A 22,413-nucleotide genomic window follows, 5' to 3' on the forward strand; every position below is an offset into this window, starting at 1 on the left:
GACGTACCTCCTATATGATTGATTCTTTAGTAACCCGTTTGTATATGCCGTTCGCGATAAACACTAATAGGATGCTGACTACGGAGTTAAATATACCGATTGCCGTACCATACGAATATCGGCTCATTTGAATACCGTACTTGAGCGCATACAGATCGAGCACCTCAGAAAAATCGGATACGAGAGGATTGCCTAGCAAAAACTGTTTTTCAAAGCCGATGCTTACGAGATGACCGATCGACAGGATGAACAGTACCATAAAGGTTGTCCGAATCCCCGGCAGCGTGATATGCCACATTTTACGGAATCTGCCTGCGCCGTCTACAGTTGATGCTTCATAAAGCTCAGGATCGATACCAGCCATTGCGGCTAAAAATATAATGGAGTTCCAGCCCATTTCCTTCCACAAATCCGATGCCGTTACGATCCCCCAGAACCAGCTGCCCTTGGCCATAAACTGGATCGGCGCGTCGGTGATGTTAAGCCACATCAGCAACTGGTTAACGGCCCCGCCGTCTGTCGAAAGCATCTTCGACACGAGTCCGGCAACGACAACCCATGAAACGAAGTGCGGCAAATACGAAATCGTTTGAACCGAACGCTTGAAAAATTGTCCTCTCATCTCATTTAGCAATAGCGCGAAGATGACCGGAACCGTAAAGCCGACAACCAGTCCCATCGTGCTCATGGCAAGCGTGTTTCGCAATACGATGTAAAATCTTTCGTCTTGGAATAATTCAATGAAATTATCGAGTCCAACCCACTTCTGATCCAAAATAGCGTTTTTCGGTTTGTAATTTTGAAAGGCGGTTAACCAGCCCCATACCGGTACATAACTGAATATGAATATCCAGATGATGAATGGAAGTGACATCATGTACAAGTAACGCTGCTGGAAAGCTTTGAACCAAAATCGGTTCCTTTTGTTTGTCGGCCCTGCTCCCGGGGTAACGTCTGTTAGCGGTTTCATCGCTGCTCCTCCTAAAGTTTTTGCACCCTGCAAAAACGGTTTCGTAAGCTTCCTGTTCGTATGTGTAGCTTACCCTCTCTTATCTGTACTAATCATAAACGATAGAGTCCTGTCCCTTGCACCCGATAAATTAGACCTAAAATCATATCAAAATACGCACTTTCAAGCGCTTTCATTACCATTGGTTATAATCTGAACATAACAAGAAATGACGTTATATTGCATAAGGCTCTATTAGCCCGGCGATATAAACGTCATTTCTATTGCTAGCTATTCGATTTAAAGCTTGATTTCCTTACCTTATTCCGAGGACGATTTCCCTGCAACGCTCTTAAAGGAAGAGGGTGAAACACCCTTATACTTTTTGAATTTGCTGTGGAAGTAATCGACGTTCGCATAGCCGACCCGCTCTGACACCTGATGAACCTTAAGTCCCTCCTGCAGCAGCTCGATGGCATGTTGAATGCGGACTTGATCCAAATAGGTGTTGAAATGCTCCCCCGTAAAATTTTTGAACATTTTGCCCAGGTACCCGCTGTTATAATTGAAGAGATCCGCCAGCGTCTCCAGCTTAATGTTCTCGCTGTAGTGTCGCTCTATGAAATCAGTCATTTGCTTCATGACGGACAAGTTGTCCGATTTGCCGATCTTCGCTGCCAAATCCGTTAGCCGCTTCTGAAGCTGATCGATCATCTCATTATAATGATGCGCAAGATAAAGAGCCGTAATCATCGATAAATCCTCCTGTACGGAAACCTGCGGATTAGAAATAGCCGCTTTGTTCAGCACGATCGTAACCAGCTGCGCCCAGCTCGACTTAACGGCTTGCTCCGATGAGTCTTGCGCGCAAATTTGACCGGAAGCCTCGTCCAGCGCCTTTATTAGGCCTTCTCTGCTTCCGATATCCAGCATGTAATATAGCTTCTGAGCAAGGCTGTCGATGGATAGCTCATCGCTCTGCCCCGTTTCCGCTTGCTTAGCGATTCCTTCTAAAGATGCCGAATGAATATGCTGTCCTTGCAGCATGAAGCGCTGTTTTAACAAGCTGCGCACGGCAGGCGACCATTTTTGCAGCTCCAAGGGCTCGCGAACCGGCTCGCTTGCTGCGGCTGCGAATCTCACTCGCGTACCGCAGCATTCTTCGATCCACAGCTTCATCTGCTCACGCGAGCCGTTCTGCAGCAAATAATCCTTTAGCAATACCCCTACATAAGGCTCAGCAGTAAAAACCCAGCCGAGCTGCTTCTTCTCGATAATATCCGCCAGCTTCTTCTTAAGGGTAGCATTCATCGTGAGGGAATGCTCCCTGCTGTAGAGCTCGATTAATAGCAGCTGATAATATTTCGCCGGCGCGCCAAGCAGCGAATGCAGCTCCTGACTGCCTGCCAGGTCCGGATCAAGCTTTCCGGAGGCGAGCTGCTGAAGCATCTCCTCGCGCAAGAGCACCGTCGTTTGCTCCGTATTCAGCTGCTGCTCGGATTGTTTTTTGAGCTGTGTGCCTATTCGTTCGACATAGCTCTCCAGCTCATCCTCATCAATCGGCTTCAATATATAACCATCCACATTATGCGCGATCGCTTTCTTTGCATAATCGAACTCGGCATATCCGCTCAAAATTAAGAAATGGCAGACCGTATCCGTCTTTCTTATTTCTTCTATCGCTTGAAGCCCGTCCATCCCAGGCATACGAATATCGATTAAAATCAAATCGGGACCGAGCGCCGCATGCTTCTCCACCGCCTCCCGGCCGTTCGACGCAATTCCCGCGACGCTAAAGCCGTATTTGCTCCAATCGACTAACGTTTGCAGACCTTCCCGAATCATCGGTTCATCGTCGACAATTAGCACTTTATGCAAATGGATGACCCCCTAACGGAATTTCAAAAAAAATTGTTGTACCCGACCCCAGCTCGCTCTTAATCGTCAAGCCGTAACCGTCCCCATAGATCATGACCAGCCGCTGATGAACATTGCGCAGTCCGATCCGGTACTCTTCCTCTTCTTCCATATCGTTAAGCGCTTCATGAATTTGATTGATTTTGTCTTCGCTAATTCCTACCCCATTATCGGCAACCTCTACGCGGAGTATACGATCGCTCACCTGCGTCGTTAACGAAACAAAGCCGCCCTCTGCTATATTTTCAAGCCCGTGCACGACCGCATTCTCAATGAGCGGCTGAATAATAAGCGGCGGGATTTCAATGTCCTGTCCGGACTCATCGATATCCAGGCGGAAGGTCAAGCGATCGTTCCCGTATCTGAATTTTTGAATTTCCAAATAGCAGCGCACGATTTCGAGCTCGTCCTTGAGGGCGATTTTCCGCGTGCCGACCTCTAAATTCCGACGGATCATTTTGCCAAGCATTCTTACGATCGAAGATATTTCGGTCTCGCCCTTAATATGGGCCTTCATGCGGATTGATTCGAGCGCATTAAACAGAAAATGCGGATTGATTTGGCTTGCCATCATCTTCAGCTTTATCTCTTTTTGCCTAAGCTCCAGCCGGGCTTGCCGCTTGTGCGACTCCGCAACCTCGTCCATCAAGCCGCGTATGCTGACAACCATGTTGTTAAATTGCTTGGACAGGATACCGATCTCGTCATTGCCCGTCACATGGGAGATAACGTTCAAATCGCCCATCGCGACCTTATTCAAATCCTTGTTCAGTACGAGCATCCGCTTTGCTAAAATCGCGGAGAAAATATAAATCAATACGAATGCGATAACAAGGCTTAGCATAATGATGCTGAAACCGAGCAAGCTTATGCGATTGGCTCCGCTAACAATACTGTCGATCGTAAATACCGAAACGATCTTGAGACCGTTGCGGCTTGATTCGGGAAGCAGGCCCTCTACGACGATTTTGGAAGGCTTGCCATCGTATTTAAACTCGTAAGTACCTTCCGCTTTATTCGTTAATTGACTGGCAAAGTCCAATTCTGATATGTTCTTGCCTACCCATTTAGGATTTTTTGCCGCGATGATATAGCCGCTTTCATCGATAATCATCGTGTCGAACGGCTCCCGGCTAATCATCGCATTCAGCTCGTTTTGGTTAACGCTTATGACCAGCACGCCGTTTGTCTGATAGGTAGGAAACGTAATTTTACGAATTAGGCTCAAATAATTCCGGTTGTTCTTCGTTTCATCGGGTATGTACGCCCAATGGATGCCGTCCTGTCCCATCGCTGACTTATACCAAGGTGTTTCCGCAATGGAATCGGTGACTTTGAGAAATTCCCAATTGTCCAGTATCGTCATGTTTGTCGTGTAGAAGCGAATATTGAATACTTCGCTGTACAGCTGAATGTAATTCCGAAACTCGCGATAATCCCAAAACGCTTTTACCACCTCGAAGGTGGAGTTGTATTGCGTATTTACTACATTCGTTAATCGGCTGTCTACGAGCAGCTTGTCCGAAATCTCGATTGGCATTCGTATAATGTCCAACGTCTGCTTCTTGATCCTTTCCACGTTATTCGTAATTTGCTGGGTCGCTTGATCGAGAACATTTTGGCGAAAAGCGGCGGTCAGAAATATGCCCACGATAAGCACAGGCACGAATACGACGAGGATGAATGAAAACATAAGTTTTTGCTTTATTCTAACATTGTTCATTTTGTGTGCAAGCGCTCTGATGCTCACCAGCATATAGGCTGCCCCTCCTTCACCAAGGAAAGCGTTTACTTTTTTGCTTATATTTTTGAAGCATCCTATATTATAAAACGGGTATGAACGCATTCATACATGATTTATTCGATTTATTATCATATAGAAATTAGACATGCCTGCTCATGCTTATTTTCTTGCAAAGAAATACCGCTCCAATTAGAGCGGTATGCGGTACGATGAATGCTGTTCAATGACATGCTCACCTTTGTTGTACAGCCATTTGAAGACAAAGCGGCTGCCTGAATAACCCGTCCTGCTGCGAATATCCGGAAGAATAACGTCCTCAAAATGATCCAGAATAATTTGCTGCATCGAAGAAAGGCGCTCTTCATTAGCCTCAAGTTTCTGCTCTGCCTCTTCATCGGATTGCGCTGTCTGCGAAAAGTAGGCAAAGGCCGCCTCCCAGTCGCTGATCGTATCCGGCAGCGGATGTCCAGAGCCCCGAAAAACTTCCTTCACCGTATCAATCCAATCCTTGTACAGGTCGATCTCAATTTCGTTCTCCAATATGACTAGCACCTCTCCCGAAGATCATTGGTAATCTTCAGAATAATGCCCTATTCGTTAAAAAGCAACCGCAGCCGCACAAAAAAACGGAGCTGCTCAAGGCTTTATTGACAGCCTTGAAGCCAGCTCCGCGTGAAACTTCCGGATCTAATGTAATTATTGAATGCGGAACCAGCTCAGCTTCACGCTTCCCGTTAAGCCGATAATCAAATCGCCATCCGGCTTGATATTAGGGAGTTCGATACGCACGGTTTCCCATTGCTGCTCCCCGCTTGCGGCAACCGAGCAGGAGCCGATAACCGTTCCCGCGGAGCTGCCGATCAGGAGCGAAAGTTCGCCGCCCTGCCCGCTTCCGCTAACGCGTGCCTCGAAAACGCCGATGCCGTTCGACCAATCGATGTCCGCAAATTTTATCCAGCCTTCGGATTGCGACAGCCGCACCGCCGTACCGCCTTCCTTGCTTTCATCCAAATAGACATGGGCATAATCATCGTAGTTCTCCGCGCGCGTTTTCAGCGACAGGTTGCGGAGAGGAATGGTCTCTCCATCTATTGTGATCGTGGCCGACACCTTGGCATCGGCAGATGAACCGCCTGCAGCAAACGTATAATCGGCAGCCTCAAGGCAGAACCGGTCACGCGTCACATCCCAAACGGCAAGTTCTTCGGCCGGCACGATAAGTTGTACGTTCTTCGTCTCTCCCGGCTGCAGGGCAATACGCGTAAAGCCGGCCAGCTTCTTGAGCGGACGCTGTACGCGGGAGCCTTCCGTGCTCACATATAATTGTACGACCTCATCTGCGGCAACGGCCGATTCGTTCGTCACTTGAAGCTGAACGGTTACACTGCCTTCAATGCTGGTCGCATTATTCGTTATCTCAAGCGCACTATAGCGGAACGAACCGTAGCTAAGACCGTAACCGAACGGATACAACGGTTCGCCGTCAAAGTACAGATACGTTCTTTTGCCTTTCATAATGTCATAGTCCATCAGATCCGTCAGCTGCTCCTCCGATTTGTACCATGTCATGTTCAGCCGTCCCGCCGGCGAGTAATCGCCGAATAGTACATCTGCAATTGCGTTGCCAAGCTCTTGTCCCGCATGCGACAAGTAAACGACCGCCGGAATTTGCTCGTTAACTGCGTTTAGCGTGAACGGATAGCTGCCGATTACGACAACGACCGTGTTCGGGTTAGCCGCGAATACGGCGCTAATCAATTCATTCTGCCTTGCCGCAAGATCAAGACCTGGACGATCGATTTCTTCTTTGCCGTTAATAAGCGGATTATTGCCGACGAATACGATTGCGGTTTCGGCTGCCTTCGCTGCCGCTACCGCTTCCGCGATGCCGTCCGTAATAATATCCTTCGTAAACAGCTCGTTCGCCCCGATCGTGTCCGCTTCTGCAACCTGAAGCGAACCGGCTCCGCCGTTCGGAGCTGTTACCAGCTTGCCGTTCCACGTCCGTATCGCCAATTGATGATTCGATTGCTCGTCAAGCTTGAACACTTCCTTCACATACCAGCCGAACGCTTCACTCGCGGCCACGGCAATATTTTCGTCATCCGCGCTCGTAAGCAGTTTCCCGGAAGCTGTGCTCTCAAGCGTATAACTCCCCCAGCCCCAATCAGCTACCTCAAACGTTTCACCGGCTTCTTCCGGCTCGCCAGCCTGCAGACGGCCTTCATTGTCCGCAGATCCCAGCAGCGCTTTGCCATTCGCGGCCGATCTCAGCACAACGCGGTCATTGCCGCTGCTGTACGAAACGGATTTGCCGGCCAGCTTGCTCATAATGCCTTCAAGCGGCGTAACTTTATAAGGAAGCGAGCCGGAATACCAGTCGCGGTATACCACATCAGCCAGCGGTCCGATGACGGCAGCGCTGTTTAGTTTCTCCTTGTTTAAAGGCAGAGCGTTGTTTTCATTTTTTAATAAGACAATGGATTCCCTAGCCGCTTGCAGCGACAGTTGACCGTGCTCCGGCGCGCAAAGCTTCGATTCCGGTACGTTTGCGTAAGGATTGTGATCCGCCGGATCGAATTCGCCCAAACGGAAGCGTACGCGGAACGTGTTAATGAGCGCTTTGTCCAAATCCCGCTCCGAGAGCAGTCCCTCGGCCAAAGCTTCGCGAATCGCAGCGCAGGATTTCTCTTTATCGTCGGTAATGCTGTCGATACCCGCTTTAATGGCATGCGCAACTGCGTCCTTATACGAATCATAATAATGATGATCGTTGACGATACCGAGCAAATCGCCCGCATCGCTAACGATGAAGCCGTTCATGCCCCACTCCTCTTTCACCACTTTGTTTACATCCTCATGCAAAATGGTCGGCGTACCGTTTACGGAGTTATACGAGGTCATCATCGAATGCGCGCCGCCCTTAACGAAGGCCGGCTTAAACGCCGCTTGATAATATTCCTTCATGTTACGCGGATCGATGCTCGCAGAGCAGCTGCCGCGGTTAATTTCATTGTTATTGCCGATAAAATGCTTCAAGGTCGCCACCGCTTTAAAGTAAAGCGGGTGATCGCCTTGAATGCCCTGCACGAGCGAGGCTGTCAGCTCGCCCGTCAGCTTCGGATCTTCGCCGTAAGCTTCCTCTGTCCGGCCCCAGCGCGGATCACGCTCCATATCAACGGTCGGCGCCCATAGCGTCAAGCCGTTAACGGCAGGATTGCGCTGGAAATAGACGCGCGCCTCGTCGCCGATAACAGAGCCTACCTCCTTCAGCAGTACAGGGTTCCAAGTACAACCAAGGCCGACCGGCTGCGGGAACGTAGTTGCTTCGCCCAGCCATGCCATACCATGCGCCGCTTCGGTTCCATGCTTATAAGGCTTGACGCCTAATCTCTCAATTGCAGGCTGATATTGGACCATGGAATCAATTTTCTCATCAAGCGTAAACCGCGAGACGAGGTCGGTTACCCGCTCTTCAAGCGGAAGCCCGGTATTTCTAAACGGAAAAATGGTGTCTGTCGTCATTATGGTTTCTCCCCTTCTTTGGTTGACGGTAAAATGCTGTACCATTCGTTCTTGTTCGTTGCAAAGGGCACCGATGCGTCAATCATTGTGCCGTCCGAAGCTTGGACCGTGATCGCGCTCTTGGAACGCAGGCGGCAAACCCTGCCATGCGTAGAATGAATGCGTCCTGAGGTCAGCTTGCCGTCTGCCCATTCGATATCGACAACGAAGCCGCCTCTTGCTTTCAGGCCCTTCATATAGCCGCTCGGCCAAGCGGCCGGCAGCGCCGGCAGAAGTTCAATGCCGTTCAAATGGCTTTGCAGCAGCAGCTCGCCTATGCCCGCCGTTCCTCCAAAGTTTCCGTCGATTTGAAACGGCGGATGATCATCGAACAAATTCGGATGCGTCGAGCGCGCGAGCAGCGTGTGAATAAAGCGATAAGAGGACTCTGAATCCTGCAGCCGCGCGTAGAGGTTAATCAGCCACGCGCAGCTCCAGCCCGTATGGCCGCCGCCGTTTTTTATGCGGCTCTCTAGCGACAGCCGTGCCGCTTCGACCAACTCAGGCGTCGCTTCCCGATTAATAGACGTTCCCGGATATAAGCCGTATAAATGCGATACATGGCGATGGCCCGGCTCATGCTCCGCAAATTGCTCATGCCATTCCTGCAGTAAACCGTTTGGCGCGATTTGCAGCGGCGGAAGCTTGCGCTTTGCTGCTTCTAACCGCTCAAGAAATGGCTCATTGAGCTGCAGCAGGCTCGCCGCGGTTAAACAATGCTCAAACAGCTCGCCGATTAACGTGATATCCATGGCAGAAGATTCTGCCACGCTGCCCGCTTCGCCGTGAGCGGTCAGAAACTTATTTTCCGGCGAGGTAGAAGGCGATGTCATGAGCAGCCCGTCCTCGTTCTCCTGCAGCCAGTCCAAGCAAAATAACGCTGCGCCCTTCATCAGAGGATAAGCTTTCTCCCTTAAAAAGGCTTCGTTCGGATTATATAAATAATGCTCCCACAAATGCTGCGTCAGCCATACGCCGCCAAGCGGCCAAAATGCCCAGCTTGGATGACCGGCAGTCGGAGTTGACGTCCGCCATAAGTCGACGTTGTGATGCGCAACCCATCCTTCGCTGTTGTAATGAATAGCAGCCGTACGCGAACCTGACTCGCTAAGCTCCTCAATCAGCCGGAACAGCGGCTCGTGGCATTCGCTCAAATTGCCAAGCTCTGCCGGCCAATAGTTCATTTGCGTATTGATATTCGTCGTATAATCGCTGTTCCAGGGCGGCTGCACCCGGTCATTCCATATGCCCTGCAAATTAGCCGGCTGCGTCCCGGGACGCGAGCTCGCCATAAGCAGATAGCGGCCATACTGGAAATACAAAGCTTCCAGCTGCGGGTCCTGCTCGCCTCGCTTATATGCTTCAAGCCGCTCGTCTGTCGGCAATAGGGCATTAGGCGTCAGACCCAATTCAATCTGCACACGCCGGAATAGTTGGCGGTGATCCTGAATATGGCGCTCACGGAGCTGCTCATAGCTATGGGATTGAGCGCTTTCAAGCACATGATTGTTCTGCTTGCGAAGCTCGTCGCCGCTTTTCGCCGGGTGGCGGTCAAATCGCTCAAAGCTTGTCGCCGCGCTTAACAGGAATGTTGCCGAGCGGGCGCCGCGAATCTTTAATTGCTGATCGCCGCTTACAGAAACTTCACCTCCGTCTGTGATCACCTGCAGCTTTATTTGAAACGTAATGCCGCGGTTGTCCTCGTACTGCACGGCTTTCGGATGATCGCCCATATAATTGTCCGCGACATGGATCGGACAGCGTCCGTGCAGCACGATAGCCGCGCTTCCGTCATGCGCAAGCTCAAATTGCACCGACGCTTGCAGCGTTGCCGTGAGCTCCAGCAGTCCGTTTCCATCCGCTGCATATCTCGTGCAAAGCACTTGATCGACTGCGCTCACAAATGTCTCGCGGTAATAGCTCGTTTCGCCGGATTGAAAGCGGGCAGCGGCAATGCCTGCATCGATATCAAGTTTGCGGATATAGTGATTCGGGCGGCCGTTGTTCTGCCCGAAATGCTGCTCAATATACAAATCGCCCATCGGCTGATACGATTCGGTGTTTGTTCCCAGCATTTTCGCCTCGACCAGCTTTTCCGCCTCCACAAAACGCTTCTGCGCGATCAATTCCCGAGCCTGCTTTAAATAGCGTAAAGCCTCGTAATTGTTCGTATCGCGCGGAAAGCCCGACCACAGCGTATCTTCATTTAATTGAATGCGTTCTTTATCCGCGCCGCCGAATACCATGCCGCCTAATCGGCCATTGCCAAGCGGCAGCGCTTCTTCCCATCTTGAAGCCGGCTGCTTATACCAAAGGTTCCACGAATGTAGCTGCTCTTCCCTGTTTGCCATATTGTCAGTCTCCTGTTATCGCTCTCGTCATATGATCGAAAAAACATTTATTATCCATCTTAACGGAATAGTCTTCTCGTACAGTACCCATCAGATTTCGTGTAAATTCATATGAAAATTAGCGGTTGTTCGCAGAAATCGTTTTTTTCGGTTACATTAAGCTGCGGTAGAACAAAAAAAATGGTTGAGCACGCTCTACTTAGCGCTCAACCATTTTTGAAATTCCGACCAAGATCGCCTGCCGTGCAGAAGCGTAACTAACGTTTAACGATTAAGACCTGCTTCACCAAACACTTTGTCAAAGCCAGCTTTGGAACGAAGAACAAGCTCTTCCGGCGATTGCAATGGTGCCTCCGCCGTTAATATTTCCTGCGATACAGCTCCCTTGTAACCGATTTTATCGAGCGCCTTAAGGAAGCCAACCAAATCAATTACGCCTTCACCCGGATAAATGCGGCCGTTATCAAGCGCTTCCTCTACAGGCACGTCTGGCGCGTCATTAATATGCACATGCACGATCTGATCAGCGCGAAGCGCTTCGATATCGGCAATAGTCAACCCGTTCGTGTACCAATGATACGCATCGAACAACAGCCCTACGTTGCTCTCGCCGATCGCATCGATCCATTCCAGCGTCTCCTCAGGCGTCCAAATAAACGGATTCGCCCAGCGCGTGCGCAAATGGTGGGGACCAACAAATTCGAGTCCGAGACGAATGCCGTAAGCGCCAAGAATTTGCGCGCAGGTACGTAATCTCCGCGTTGCAAGAGCCATAAAGCGGGCTGCCTTCAAATCCGTGGAAGGCAAAATATACGTGCAGCAGCTCGTACAGCCAAGCGCAGCTGCAGCTGCAGCTGCTCCCGCCAGCTTCTCCAGTCCTTCAAGAAACGCTTCTTCCGTCGTTCTCCATTCTACCGGAAGACCGATCGAGCCGATCACCACGCCGTTCTTTGCAAGCAGCTCACGTGCTTTTTGGACGCCATGACGGTTAATCAGCGATCCGGCATCCAAATCTACAGCTTGAAAACCATATTCGCCAGCGAGCTCGATGAAACGCTCATCGCTTTCAATGCGGCCAAGCCCTGCGCCGGTTAATCCTCTCAACATACTGTTGCCTCCTTATTCTGTCACTGCTTTAGTTTAAATTCCAATCCAGCTTCACTTCATTACCTGTACGGGATGATTCATAAATAGCATCCAACACAAGATTGTTGGTCAAGCCGGTAAGAGCGGAAGTAATCGGCTGTTTGCCTTCACGGATACATTCCAGGAAGTGACGGCTCAGTCGTGCGCGTTCACCCTCATCGTTGTCGGCTTTGCGCAGCACCGTTTCAATCGGACGATCGAATTTCTCCGTAAGCAGCTTACCCTCCGCGCCGCGGTAGCTTGCTCCGCCTTCCGAACCCATCAAATGAATGAACGGCGTATTGTCCGTATCCATGTGAACAGCCCAGCTAACTTCAAGCGAAAGCGAGCTGCCGTCTTCCATTTTGATCAAGGCGGTTGCCAAATCTTCTACATCGTAAGTCCCGTTCCAATTCGGCTTGCCCCAAGTTCCAATACCTTTACGGCTTGGACCAAACTCCGCATAGGTTGCGCCATATACGGATACCGGCTTCGGATTGCCCATCAAGTACAGCGCAAGGTCAAGCATATGAACGCCGATATCGATAAGCGGGCCGCCGCCCGACTGATCCATTTGAGTAAACCAAGTGCCCCAGCCCGGGATGCCTTTGCGACGATACCAGCCGGTTTTTGCCGTATATATTTTGCCAAGCTCCCCGCGGTCGATTTGCTCTTTAATTTGCATCGGCACCGATTCCCAGCGCATCTGATGACCAACCATGACTATGCGGTCGGAAGCCTGGCTCGCCTTCAAAATTTGTCTCGCCGCATCGCCGTTTATGCCCATCGGCTTCTCGAGCAGTACATGCTTGCCGGCAGCTAAGGCCTGTACCGCAAGCGGTGCATGGAATTGGTTAGGAACCCCTATAATTACGGCGTCCACGTCTGAGCGCTGGATCAGCTCTTCCGGCGAACCGGCAACGCTCGCGATCCCGTACTGCTTCGCTCTCTCCTCGGCTAGCGGTAAATACGCATCGGCAATAGCTGTAATGACGCACTCGTCGCCCAGCTTGGAAAACTCCCTTGCATGAACATTTCCGATATTGCCCGCACCGATAATGCCTATTCTAATTTTATTTTCAATGGACATTGGAAAACCTCCCGACAAGTTTGGTGAAGCAAAATTTTGCTTCGCAAGCATTCGCTTTAGCTAACGCTTCATCTCGTTATTTATGTTAGAATAAACGGGATGAGAAATCGTGCTTGTTTTTCGATAAAAGTCTCAGTTTTTCGGAGGAATCCACTATTTCATGACTTATATACCCGAATATTTGAAAACGTATCCAAATATGAACACATCCTCTCCCCTCCATATTAGCCTGAACCGTCTTTACCATGGCTTCCGTCCGCATCGTCATGACTTTTTGGAGTTTTCTTATGTGGTAGAAGGAAGAGGCTCCGAATCGATCAATGATGCCATGCATCAAATGCTGCCAGGCACGTTTACATTCGTGCTGCCTTATCAGGTCCATGAGCTTTTTACGGAGCCGGGCAGTACCTTAGTTTTATACAATTGCAATTTCAGTATGGATTTGTTGATGGAGCCAGGCCAAGGGGCCGGTTTAATGGACTTAATCGCTCAGAATGCGCTGCCTTCCTTCGTTCAGCTGAACGACACGGACAACGTACGCATGAAGCATTTAATAGAAGATATGTATAACGAGTATAAGGGGCAGGAGCTGTGGCGCCGCACAATGCTGCAGGTGAGACTGAAGGAAATATTAGCCTTCTTCGACCGTTACCGCCGGAAGACCGCGCCTACCGACGCCGTATCGACATCCGGTTCCAAGTCGAATGCCTCCGTTTGGCCGATCATCCATTATATTCATCGCCATTATCAGGATGAGCTTGCGCTTTCCGACCTCGCAAGCCTTTTCTCACTGAGCGTCTCGCGAATCAGCGAAGTCATTAAGCAGACGACCGGACAGACCTTCGTTCATTTCCTGCATGATTTGCGCTTGCGGCACGCCTGCAGCCTGCTCGTCTCAACGGAAATGAGTATTGCCGAAATTGCGCTTGAGGTCGGCTACGGCTCCTACAAAACGTTTTCCCGTATTTTCCGCGAGACGAAGGGCGTCGTGCCGAAGGATTACCGGAAAATGAAGCTAAGTCAGGAGACGCTCAGCCGATAGCCGACAGACAACAGCAGCGCTCCAATCGAATCCAAATGACAAGGGCTGCCCCCGGTAGATGATTCTACTCGGGAGGCAGCCCCTGCTCTGTTATGTGTTAGTGGAAAATGGACAAAACCACAAATAAAATGGCTAGCAAAGCGTAAATAACAAGCGAAATAATCATTAAGGTCCGCTTACTCACAGCGATACTCCCCTTCCAGCTCCGATTAGGCTATACACCATTATTGTATGTGTATGGGGACAACGCGGAAATTGTCCTAGTGAGAAAAAATCGCCCTCCGAACGCATCGGATAAAAAGCAGCATCGCTCTTCATTATTATCAATATGCTTCCAGCCTGCAGTGAATACCATGTAAGCCTTGACCCGCTTGGCTTAATTGCTTGCTTTACCCTTCCGATCCGATGGCAGCACAGAATGAGGGTGACAACAAAAAAAGTGATTAAGCAGCTTCATAAGCCGCTTAATCACTTTTTTGTCCATTCTGCTTAACCAAATGTCACCGTCATGCTTAATAACGTCCAGCGGCCTATATTTCATTACCTTCAACACTCTCGTAAAAACGTACGATTTCGATAATCAAAGCACCCATTCTCTCTATCTCCGGAACGACGATCCGCTTCACGCCGTATTCCTTCAAAGCAACGGCTGTTACCTTACCGACTGCAGCTGCAACAGCATGCTGCTCGAAAGCATTCAGAAGCTGCTCCTTACGCCCCGACTCGATCGCATACTTGAACAAATAATGCACCTGCACCGCAGTCGTGAAGCAAACCGTGTCTACCGAGCCTTCAACAAGCTCAGTCATCAACAGATCGAGCGTTGCTTGTGCCGGCGGAACATGTCTGTAAGGCAGCACCGATTCTACGTGTACCGCACCTTTATTTTCAAGAAAGCGAGTCAGCTCCGGCGCCGGTTCCCCGTGCAGCTGTATCCATACCCGCTGCCCTTCAAAATTATAGGCAGAAAGGTTGTCCATCAATCCCTGCATCGTCCCGTCATCGTCGCTAACAACCGCCTGAAGACCCGTCCGTTTGAGGAAAGCAGAGGTTTTATAGCCTCTTGCCGCAATTTTCGCTTGGGACATGCGCTCCAGCACAGCTTGCCCAACTCCCAGCTTGTCGGCCGCGCCCACCAAGCTTTCAGATCCAAGCCCAGTCGTCAAAATGATCCAGTCCGCGCCCTGCTCTGCGAATCTCCGCAGCGGCTCTTCCAGCAAATCCTCTTCGAACATCGTTAAACCTTGAAGCGAGCGGATGATTGGAATTCCGCCTCTTTTTTCTATGATCATGCTCATCTCATCCGTTTTCCGAGATCCGGCAATGACAATTCGTTTATCCTTCATCACGTTTGTACTCATAATTTTCCAGCCACCGTACTTTCGGTAAATTTGCCTTAGTCGACGTCATTATAACAGAAGGAGCACAAATTCGCACCCCAAATGTCAGATTTATGTTATATATTTTCCCATGACTGCTTGAAAAATAGCTCGTACACTCTGCAGTAAATGATTTTTAAGATCATATAAACCGGAATGATGAGCAGAATACCAAGAATCCCTGCTATGTCTCCGCCAACGAGCACCAAAATAATGGTCGTCAGCGGATGAATATCGAGCTGCTTGCCGAGAACGTATGGAGCAATCAGATTATCCTGAATTTGCTGAGCGAGCGTAATGATGACGATCGACCATACCGCGGTAGACGGAGCTTCGATGAAGCCGATAATGACAATGGGCACCGAAGACAGGAACGATCCGATAAACGGTATGAAATTCAAGATGAGCGCCACAACAGTCAGCAAAAGCGCATATGGCAAATCGATGATAAGAAAGCCTGCATACATCAATACGCCGAGCGCCATATTCACGATTACCCGTCCAACGATAAAACTGCTAAGCATACGATCGATTTCATCCATAACCTCCGTTCCGTCACGACGAAACCGCTTCGGAATAAAGCTGACGACCTGTTCCCCAAACTTCCCGCCCTCCTTCAGCATATAAAACAGGAGAATCGGGAACGTAATGAGCACGATCGCGAAATTAGAGAAGAACGCAAGCAGTCCGGAAATATAATCCGAAAGCACAGTATAACCTTTGTTCAAATAGTCCGCCAGCTTTGAGATTGGATTAACATCCTTGGGCAAAAAAGAGGATACAACGCCATTATGCTCAAGCTTTCCCACTTGCACGCTTAACGATGTGAACAGATCAGGCGCATTTTCAACCAAATTCATCAATTGCGTTCTCAAGGAAGGCCAAACCCCGATGCTAAAGCCAACAACAACGATGCTGAAGGCCAAATAAATGAGCAAAATGGCCAAGGTGCGATTGAACTTTCGACGTTCCATTGCATTGATGAGCGGACGCAGCAAGTAATAGAAGAAACCTGAAAGCATTAATGGAACGATAATCATGCTGAAAAACGAAAGCACGGGCTTGAATATAAAATCGACGAGAGATCCCAAATAAATGATGATCAGCACCAAAATGATCATCATGCACCCTTTTATAAATCGATTAAGCTTCGCCATCCGTTCACCTTCTTCACTGTAATTTCAGTTATAAGACAAGACAGGGCACTCCCCTGCCGCAGCAAGTTGACTAGGTACGTTCCTTTTAACCGCTGCTTGTAGAAATGAAACTTTGATAGCAAAAAAAAGACCGCTACAGGGTGTCATTCACCCTGTAACGGTCTTCCATTTACAGCTTATCGTGAGCAATGTTCACGAGATCTCAAAGGAATGAAGGATCGCAGCTACGACAGCGCCGGCAATTGTCAATCTTAACGAATGAAGCCCTCCCTGCGTCGCCGATCCCAGCAGTACGATGCACAGCGTGCTAAGCGCCGCCCCAATGAAGGACATCAGTATAAGCTGGGTGTAAGACAACCCCGGCAGGAACGCAAAGCAAAGCGCGACGACGAAGGCCGCCCCCGCATTAACTCCGAGAATGCCGGCATCCGCCATCGGATTGCGCGTCACGCCCTGCATGACCGCTCCGGCGACGGCGAAAGCCATTCCGGTTACTACTGCGCCAAGAACGCGCGGAAGTCTATATTCATGCACGATTTGATGTGCGGTTATATCCGGATCGTAAGAAAAGACGGCTGCCCACACCGCCTCAAGGGTCAATTGCTTTGCACCATACGATATAGCCAAAAATATAGACATCAGCAGCGCTGCGAAAGCGGCTGCGAACCATAAGCCTGTCATCCATGTTTTATTCCATTTCATAGCCTTCTAATTAAAGATGTCCTCCCTTAAATAATAATATCGATAATCATTATCATCAATTTATTATAGCTCACCCTCTTTTTTCGTACATGACATAATTCAAGATTCGTCCATGGATAAATCGTAGATCGAAGACCGGAGCGGATACTATTTGCACAGCAGCCGCTCTATCTCTTCTAATTGTTGGTTAATAACATAAGGGGCATACACGATCCACTTGTCCCAATCCAAAAAATAAAGCCTGTTGCTTTTAACGGCAGGATGCTTCATCCAGTTGGCATTCGAACGAATAAGCTCCATCGCCCGCTGCCGGTCATGCTCCGTCTCAAATGCCATAAACAAATAATCCGATTCATAATGTTTGATCTCGTCAGGCGCAATCGATAACCAATTGAAGCCTGTGCCGATCGGATGAGGCTCTTGCGCTTTTCTTATTCGTTCAGGCCATTCTAATTGTAACGATCTATAAAAGACATGCCCGATGTTCCGGGCGCCATACATTCTGAGATCATTTTTTCGGGCCGCGCATATCGCGACCGTTGCGCCGCCTATAGCCGCATGAACCTTCTTCCGAACGCGTTCCGCCTTGCGCTCGTAGCTGTCCATCCAATTACCCGCCGCCTGCTTCCTATCCACCAGTTCAGCAATATCCAACAGATGCGTGAATATATCCTTGCTAGCCCAAGGGAATGGAACGATAGGAGCGATATCATTAATATGCGCCTTCGCTTTAGTCAGCACATTATCCTTGCATGGTCATAAGCAGCATTTCCTTCGCTTTGTTCATTCGCAAATGAGTTAAATAGGATACGGGGGTTTTATCCATGGACCGTTTAAATACTTGCGAGTAGTAGGAAGGATGCAGCTGGGCAAGTTCAGCCAGCTTGTTCACCCTTATCTCTTCCCGGTAATGGTTATTCATATATTCGATCGTCATTCTAAGACGTTCTTCCATTACGTCAGGTAGAGACGGCTCGGCATGGCGAAGCAGGCCGTCAAGCAAATCGTATAAATACTGCTGACGGAGGAGCTCCTTCTTCCTTGTAAACCGCTCGTCATCCGCTTCCGACGCAAGCAAATAAAAGGAGCGTTTAAACTGGCTTCCGCCTACCCGAAGCTTACCTTGCAGCGGAAATGTTATCTCGCGGATATAGGCTCTCCCTGCTTCTGATTTCTCGGTCAAACGGAACCAATCAAATGCAACCCAATAAAGCTCGGTATGAGCGCCTGACAATAGCCGAAGCTGCACGGTCGAGCCGAGTGCCAGGACATACAGCGAATCTCGCTCTATTTTGCTTAAATGTCCGTTGATAATAAGATCGCCTTCGCCCTTTGCGATGTATAGCAGCGTGTGATGGGCTAACGGATTTGCACCATCAGCCCAGACAGGCGCCTCCACGCTTTTGCCTGCTTGCTCAATTTCAAAAATGATGTCATGTAACCATTTATTATGTTCAAGCGTGCTCATTTCAGCCCCGCCCCTTCCAGCTGCTTCTTCATTGCTGCTGACACCAGCAACTAGTGAAAATCATTATCAATTTTAATGAAAATACGATATTATTTCAATGATTTTCGGCTGGTTGTCCGGCTTGATCAGAGGCTTCTTTTATATTCCTTAAACGCAGGCTTCATATTTCTTCAAAATAATAACCGCATTATGACCGCCAAAGCCAAAGGAATTGGACATTCCGATTTCGATATTCGCCTCGCGCGCTTTGTTCGGCACATAATCAAGATCGCAAACCGGATCGGGCTCCTCTTGGTTTATCGTCGGGGGAATAATCCCCTCCTGTATCGTTTTCACTAATGCTATCGCCTCCGCTCCGCCTGCTGCGCCGAGCATATGCCCCGTCATCGATTTGTTTGCCGTCACCGGAATACGGTACGCCAGCTCGCCGAACAGTTTTTTGACCGCCGCTGTCTCTGACCGGTCGCCGATTTCTGTGCTGGTGGCATGAGCGCTGATCAGATCAATCTGGCCTTGGTGAAGGCCGGCTTCGCGCAGAGCATGCTTCATCGCTTGATAAGCGCCAATTCCGTCCGGATGAGTGGCAACCATGTGATAGGCATCGGAGCTTGCTCCGTAGCCGATCACCTCCGCATGAATGCGGGCGCCTCTGCCCAAAGCATGGGATAGTGATTCCAATACGAGAATACCTGCCCCCTCGGCCATGACGAATCCGTCCCGCCCCGCATCAAACGGCCGGCTTGCAAGGGCAGGCGCGTCGTTCCGCGTCGATATCGAGGTAGCATTTCCGAAGCTGGCAAGAGAGATATCCGTAATGGCTGCCTCTGCTCCTCCTGCGATAACGACATCCGCGCTGCCGGAGCGGATGAGCCTCCACGCCTCCCCAATCGCCGTATTTCCAATTGAGCATGCCGTAACCGGCGACATCGACGGACCCTGTATACCGAACCGGATACTGATCATCGCCGCAGCCATGTTCGCGATCATCATGGGGACCAGCGTCGGGCTAACCCGATCAGGACCGCGTTCGCGAAGCACTTCGGCTTGATCAAGCAAGGTTTGTATGCCGCCGATGCCGGATCCGACATAGACGCCAACGCGCTCACGATCGGTCTGCTCAAGTGAGAGCGCCGCATCCTCCAAAGCTTGTTCGGCTGCCGCTATAGCAAATTGGCTGAATCGATCCATGCGCCGAGCCTCTTTGCGTCCAAAGCGCGCATCCGCGTCAAAATCTGCAACAATGCCTGCTATTTTTGCTTTATGTCTAGACGTATCGAAAGCATCAATCACTGAAATGCCCGACTCTCCCTTAACCATCCGATTCCAAAATTGCTCCACATCGTTTCCTAGCGGCGAAATGACGCCCATCCCTGTAATAACGACCCGTTCCATCGTTAATCCCCCTTCACGATTGCCTTGATGAAGTGTAGTTTGTCATAGTTGTTATCCTATTACAAGTTGTTGTTTATTATAGTATAATGGGTACCACTATAATGATCGTTCGAGGATGGATTCTATGATAAACCGGGAAACGAGATTGCAAGCTCTATCAACCTTCTTAAAATCGAAGCGGGCCAAAATCATGCCGGGTGACGCAGGCTTTCCTTCCGGCACCCGCCGAAGAACGCCGGGCCTTAGACGTGAGGAGGTCGCTCAGCTTGCCGGCGTCAGTCCCACTTGGTACACCTGGCTCGAGCAGGGCAGAGACATTAAAGTATCGGCCTCCGTCCTCGACTGCGTAGCGGCAGCGCTGCAAATGAATGACGACGAGCGGAAATATTTATACGCGCTCGCACTCGAGTCCGGTCACGGCGCTGTTCAAATGAACGAAGAGAACTTTGAGATTACGCCATCCTTACAGCGGATATTACAGGAGCTGCGCTTTTGCCCGACTATCATATCCGATCGGCGCTGCCAGATTGTCGGCTGGAACCAAGCGGCCTCGCATGTGTTTATGGATTTCGAGCAAATTCCGGCCGAGCAGCGGAACATGATTCAGCTGTTGTTTTCGCGGAAGGAATTTCGGCGGCTTGCAGGCAATTGGGACCATTTCGTAGGCGGGTTTCTAGCTATCTTCCGGGCTTATTACGGTCAATATGTTCAGGATGAATGGTACGAGCGGTTTATTGAGGAAATGAAGGAGGGCCATCCGGAGTTTCAATACCTTTGGGAGCAAAGCCAGGTTAGCTCGGCTCCCGATGTTCTGCTTGAATTTCGCCATGCGAAGGTAGGGAAGATGCTGTTCCACCTTACTTCCTTACAGGTGCAGGGCAGTACAGACCTGCGCTGCAGCGTATATACGCCAGCGCCTGAGACTTCCACAGAAACCAAGCTGCGGCGTTTAATGGAACGGCAAGACTGAAAAACTATTGCTCGCTATTCGTTCAATTTAAGCGTCCGATTGCAAATTTTGTTAATGAGAGCATGGTCATGACTAATAACGAGCAGGCCGATTTGACGCGCGCGAACGATACCCTGCACCGTATGCCAGATTTGGGCTTGTGTGATTGCGTCCAGCATCGTCGTCATTTCGTCCGCGATCAGAAATTTGGTTTCCGGGCCCAGCGCTCTGGCTATGCAGCAGCGCTGCAGCTCTCCTCCGGACAATTCGTTCGGATAACGCTGCAGCCATTCCTCATGGATGCCAAGCGCCGCCAGAAGCGCAGCATCCGGGGTCCATCCCTCCGTGATCGTTCTTGCCATTCGCCATCGCGGATTAACCGCGTGTTCCGGGTGTTGGAAAATCATTTGAACAGGATCGTAGTTTGATTCCCGCTTATTGCGGCCCAAAGCCGACACCTCTCCCACGATAGGCTTCATATAGCCCGCTAAAATACGCCCCAATGATGTTTTTCCGCTCCCGCTCGGTCCGATAAGACCAACCGTTTCACCAGCCTGAAGCGTGATACTGAAACCGTTGAACAGCCATGGACCACCCGGGTACCGCCAGCCGAGATTCCTTCCTTCAAGTCGCATTGACGCACCTCACGATTCCTCCCCGCATTTCGCGGGGCTCTGGCCTGCTGTTGCCGCATTGCTCCTCAGCGGAACGGCAGCGCTCGGCAAAAAGGCAGCCTTGTAGATCCGATCTACTTGCAGGCTGCGTTCCGGCAATCGGTTCAAACCCGTTCTGCGGCAGCGCACGCCATAAAGCCCGGCTGTACGGGTGCCGAAGCCGCTCGCCGTCCCCCTGAAAATCGCTTGCAGGAGCGAGCTCGACAGCCGTCCCCGCATAAAATACAGCTACCTTATCCGCGATGCGGATTGCCGCCTCAATATCATGCGTGATGAACAAGACCGCACAGCCTCCTTCGGCCAGCTGCTTGAAGCTGTCCAAAGCCTCCGCGACATCTGCCGGATGCATGCCGGGCGTCGGCTCATCTGCAATAATGAGCCGGGACCTTTGAAGCGCCGCTGTCGAGACGAGCACCTTGCGCGCCATGCCGCCGGAGAGCTGGAACGGGAAAAGCCGCTCCACATGCTTGCCTAATTGAAAGCGTGCGAATAAGCCTTCACGCTCCTTGAGCTGTTCAGCTCCGTCCGCCTGCGTACGCAGCTGCTTGCCTACCCTCATCAAGGGGTCCAAAAAACTGACGGATTGCGGAACGAGTGCCATTTCCTTTCCCCGGTAAAGCTTCAACTTAGCCTCGTCAAGCGGCTCGCCGCCGTATAAGATGCTTCCTGTCATCGAAACATTTTTCGGAAGAATGCCCATAATCGCGTGAGCGAGCAAGCTTTTTCCCGATCCGCTTGCTCCGACGACGGCTACAATTTCACCCTCATTTATTGCAAAATCAAGCCCCTCCACGATTGTAATCTTTTGCTGAAGACTGCCTTTCGCATATTGAATGAAGGAAATGGATAGTTTGCTGACCTCTAGCAGAGGCATATTGGCTCCTCCTTCCAGTCGTAGATTATCGTTTTG

At 50.2% G+C, this 22,413-nt stretch carries 17 protein-coding genes and 1 pseudogene; 2 read left to right on the forward strand and 16 right to left on the reverse strand.

The window, feature by feature from the left end; translation table 11 throughout:
- Positions 1 to 10: 10 nt before the first annotated feature.
- The 8 genes from AC0YNZ_RS03080 to AC0YNZ_RS03115 form a co-directional block, all read right to left on the reverse strand.
- On the reverse strand, positions 11 to 970 hold the full coding sequence (locus AC0YNZ_RS03080) for an ABC transporter permease (RefSeq protein WP_475825199.1): 960 nt from the start codon (positions 968 to 970) through the stop codon (positions 11 to 13).
- A 300-nt stretch (positions 971 to 1,270) separates the two neighbouring features.
- On the reverse strand, positions 1,271 to 2,818 hold the full coding sequence (locus AC0YNZ_RS03085) for a response regulator transcription factor (RefSeq protein WP_475825498.1): 1,548 nt from the start codon (positions 2,816 to 2,818) through the stop codon (positions 1,271 to 1,273).
- A 1-nt stretch (position 2,819) separates the two neighbouring features.
- Positions 2,820 to 4,622: a cache domain-containing sensor histidine kinase gene (locus AC0YNZ_RS03090; RefSeq protein ID WP_475825200.1), complete on the reverse strand. Its 1,803-nt coding sequence runs from the start codon at positions 4,620 to 4,622 to the stop codon at positions 2,820 to 2,822.
- A 177-nt stretch (positions 4,623 to 4,799) separates the two neighbouring features.
- Complete coding sequence (locus tag AC0YNZ_RS03095; RefSeq protein ID WP_475825201.1) at positions 4,800 to 5,150, reverse strand: hypothetical protein; 351 nt, start codon at positions 5,148 to 5,150, stop codon at positions 4,800 to 4,802.
- Positions 5,151 to 5,306: 156 nt separating this feature from the next.
- A complete protein-coding gene (locus AC0YNZ_RS03100) occupies positions 5,307 to 8,135 on the reverse strand; it encodes a glycoside hydrolase family 3 C-terminal domain-containing protein (protein ID WP_475825202.1) in 2,829 nt (942 codons plus the stop codon).
- Positions 8,135 to 10,525 (reverse strand): glycoside hydrolase family 95 protein, encoded by a 2,391-nt coding sequence (locus AC0YNZ_RS03105; protein WP_475825203.1) that lies wholly within the window; start codon positions 10,523 to 10,525, stop codon positions 8,135 to 8,137. Before AC0YNZ_RS03105 ends, AC0YNZ_RS03100 begins: the two co-directional genes overlap by 1 nt.
- Before the next feature lie 264 nt (positions 10,526 to 10,789).
- On the reverse strand, positions 10,790 to 11,632 hold the full coding sequence (locus AC0YNZ_RS03110) for a sugar phosphate isomerase/epimerase family protein (protein ID WP_475825204.1): 843 nt from the start codon (positions 11,630 to 11,632) through the stop codon (positions 10,790 to 10,792).
- A 28-nt stretch (positions 11,633 to 11,660) separates the two neighbouring features.
- Positions 11,661 to 12,740, reverse strand: coding sequence for a Gfo/Idh/MocA family protein (locus AC0YNZ_RS03115; RefSeq protein WP_475825205.1), 1,080 nt, complete (start codon positions 12,738 to 12,740; stop codon positions 11,661 to 11,663).
- A 160-nt stretch (positions 12,741 to 12,900) separates the two neighbouring features.
- On the opposite strand from AC0YNZ_RS03115, the gene AC0YNZ_RS03120 reads away from it, so the two are divergent.
- On the forward strand, positions 12,901 to 13,782 hold the full coding sequence (locus AC0YNZ_RS03120; RefSeq protein WP_475825206.1) for a helix-turn-helix domain-containing protein: 882 nt from the start codon (positions 12,901 to 12,903) through the stop codon (positions 13,780 to 13,782).
- A gap of 530 nt (positions 13,783 to 14,312) precedes the next feature.
- On the opposite strand, the gene AC0YNZ_RS03125 is transcribed toward AC0YNZ_RS03120, so the two are convergent.
- The 6 genes and pseudogenes from AC0YNZ_RS03125 to fabF all read right to left on the reverse strand — a co-directional run bounded on the left by AC0YNZ_RS03125 (position 14,313) and on the right by fabF (position 19,880).
- A complete protein-coding gene (locus AC0YNZ_RS03125) occupies positions 14,313 to 15,143 on the reverse strand; it encodes a uroporphyrinogen-III synthase (protein ID WP_475825207.1) in 831 nt (276 codons plus the stop codon).
- A gap of 95 nt (positions 15,144 to 15,238) precedes the next feature.
- Entirely contained in the window at positions 15,239 to 16,318 is a 1,080-nt protein-coding gene (locus AC0YNZ_RS03130; RefSeq protein ID WP_475825208.1) for an AI-2E family transporter, read from the reverse strand.
- Positions 16,319 to 16,525: 207 nt separating this feature from the next.
- Positions 16,526 to 16,999, reverse strand: a pseudogene (locus AC0YNZ_RS03135) (FecCD family ABC transporter permease); the annotation flags it as partial.
- 168 nt (positions 17,000 to 17,167) lie between these two features.
- The gene (locus AC0YNZ_RS03140; RefSeq protein WP_475825209.1) at positions 17,168 to 17,761 is read right to left on the reverse strand and encodes an ABC transporter substrate-binding protein; all 594 of its coding nucleotides are present in this window, start codon (positions 17,759 to 17,761) and stop codon (positions 17,168 to 17,170) included.
- Between the two features lies 1 nt (position 17,762).
- On the reverse strand, positions 17,763 to 18,488 hold the full coding sequence (locus tag AC0YNZ_RS03145; protein WP_475825210.1) for an AraC family transcriptional regulator: 726 nt from the start codon (positions 18,486 to 18,488) through the stop codon (positions 17,763 to 17,765).
- Between the two features lie 147 nt (positions 18,489 to 18,635).
- Complete coding sequence (gene fabF, locus AC0YNZ_RS03150) at positions 18,636 to 19,880, reverse strand: beta-ketoacyl-ACP synthase II (protein ID WP_475825211.1); 1,245 nt, start codon at positions 19,878 to 19,880, stop codon at positions 18,636 to 18,638.
- Positions 19,881 to 20,007: 127 nt separating this feature from the next.
- Between fabF and AC0YNZ_RS03155 the strand changes: the two genes are divergently transcribed.
- Entirely contained in the window at positions 20,008 to 20,850 is an 843-nt protein-coding gene (locus AC0YNZ_RS03155) for a helix-turn-helix transcriptional regulator (RefSeq protein WP_475825499.1), read from the forward strand.
- Positions 20,851 to 20,864: 14 nt separating this feature from the next.
- Here AC0YNZ_RS03155 and AC0YNZ_RS03160 read toward each other — a convergent pair whose 3' ends face one another.
- The gene (locus AC0YNZ_RS03160) at positions 20,865 to 21,464 is read right to left on the reverse strand and encodes an ABC transporter ATP-binding protein (protein WP_475825212.1); all 600 of its coding nucleotides are present in this window, start codon (positions 21,462 to 21,464) and stop codon (positions 20,865 to 20,867) included.
- A complete protein-coding gene (locus AC0YNZ_RS03165) occupies positions 21,454 to 22,377 on the reverse strand; it encodes an oligopeptide/dipeptide ABC transporter ATP-binding protein (protein WP_475825213.1) in 924 nt (307 codons plus the stop codon). The genes AC0YNZ_RS03160 and AC0YNZ_RS03165 overlap by 11 nt, the downstream gene beginning before the upstream one ends.
- Between the last annotated feature and the right edge of the window lie 36 nt (positions 22,378 to 22,413).

The organism is Paenibacillus sp. J2L1-98 (assembly GCF_056269405.1).